The sequence below is a fragment of the Streptosporangium sp. G12 genome, from assembly GCF_052983175.1.
Genome location: NZ_JBRIQO010000085.1, coordinates 1 through 1,540, shown reverse-complemented (window position 1 = coordinate 1,540; position 1,540 = coordinate 1). Strand labels below are relative to the sequence as shown.

1 protein-coding gene and 1 pseudogene are annotated in these 1,540 nt (G+C 71.2%); both read left to right on the top strand.

The window, feature by feature from the left end; genetic code table 11:
• Positions 1-501, top strand: a pseudogene (locus ACVCAG_RS45685) (ABC transporter ATP-binding protein); the annotation flags it as partial.
• Positions 498-1,540 (top strand): ABC transporter permease (locus ACVCAG_RS45680; RefSeq protein ID WP_440087151.1); only part of this gene is annotated, 1,043 nt, incomplete at its 3' end. The pseudogene ACVCAG_RS45685 and the gene ACVCAG_RS45680, both read left to right, overlap by 4 nt.

The window sequence follows — 1,540 nt, the reverse complement described above, 5'->3', positions numbered from 1 at the left end:
TCCGGCGGCGAGCGCGCCCAGCTCGCCCTCACCCTCGGCCTGGCCAAACGGCCCGAACTGCTGATCCTGGACGAGCCGGTCGCCGCGCTGGACCCGCTGGCCCGCCGCGAGTTCATGCAGGGGCTGATGGAGGCCGCCGTCGCGCACAAGCTGAGCGTCGTGCTCTCCTCTCACCTGGTCTCCGACCTGGAACGGACCTGCGACTACGTGATCGTGCTCGCCGACTCCCGCGTCCAGATGGCCGGTGAGGTCGACCGGTTACTGGCCGCCCATCACCGGCTCACCGGCCCGCGCCGCGATCCCGACCGCCTCCCCGCCGGCTGGCACGTCGTCTCCGCCGGCCACACCGACCGGCAGAGCACGTACGTGGTCCGTACCGACGCCCCGATCCACGACCCCGCCTGGACGGTCAGCCGGCTCGGCCTGGAGGACCTCGTCCTGGCCTACATGGAGAAGCGCACCGCGGAGAACCGGCGGGCCGCCGCGGAGGTGCGGCGATGATCTGGCTGACCTGGCGCCAGTTCCGCGGCTCGGCCGCGATGGTGGCCGCCGCCCTCGTGGTTCTCACCGCCACCCTGGCCCTGACCGGCCCGAATCTGGCCTCCGGCTACTCCGCCGGGATCGCGGACTGCACCCCGGACAACACCTGCCTCGACTTCTTCGACCGGTTCTTCGGCGAGTACGACCTCCTCTTCCTGGCCCTCACCCTCGTCGTGCTGATCCTGCCGGCACTGGTCGGGCTCTTCTGGGGAGCGCCGTTGATCACCCGTGAGCTGGAGACGGGCACGCACCTGCTGGTGTGGAACCAGAGCATCACCCGCGGCCGCTGGCTGGCGGTCAAGCTCGGGCTCACCGGCCTGGCGGCCGTGGTCGCCGCCGGCGTGTGCGGCCTCGCGGTGACCTGGTGGTCCGCTCCCCTGGACAAGTCGGCCGTTCCGGAAATGGCGCAGATGGCTCCCGTGGTGTTCGGCGCGCGCGGCATCGCGCCGATGGGGTACGCGGCCTTCGCCTTCGTCCTCGGGGTGACCGTGGGCATGCTGGTGCGCCGCACCCTGGCCGCCATGGCCCTCACCCTGGCCGTCTTCGTCGCGATCCAGCTCGCCATGCCGTTGCTGGTCCGTCCCCACCTGATGCCCCCGGTCGCCGGGACCTTCGAGCTGGGCCGGGAGAACATGGACGGCCTCGGCGCGCCGCAAGGCGGATCCCTGCACATCTTCCTGAGGACGTCGGCCGTTCCCGGCCACGCGGGCGCCTGGGTCCTGTCCAGCAAGCTGGTCGATCCGTCCGGACGTACGATCTCCAGCGGAGATGGAGGCTCGGGACCGTCGTCGACGATCGTGCGGGCCGTCCCGGTCTCCACGACGTCGGGCCCCTGCTCACCGCAGGGACTACCCGCAGGGGGGTGCATAGCCGAGATCAACCGGCTCGGTTACCGGCAGCAGGCGACCTACCAGCCCCTGGAGCGCTTCTGGCCCTTCCAGTGGATCGAGACCGGCATCTACGCCCTGCTCACCGCCGGCCTGACCTGGTTCTGCTTCTG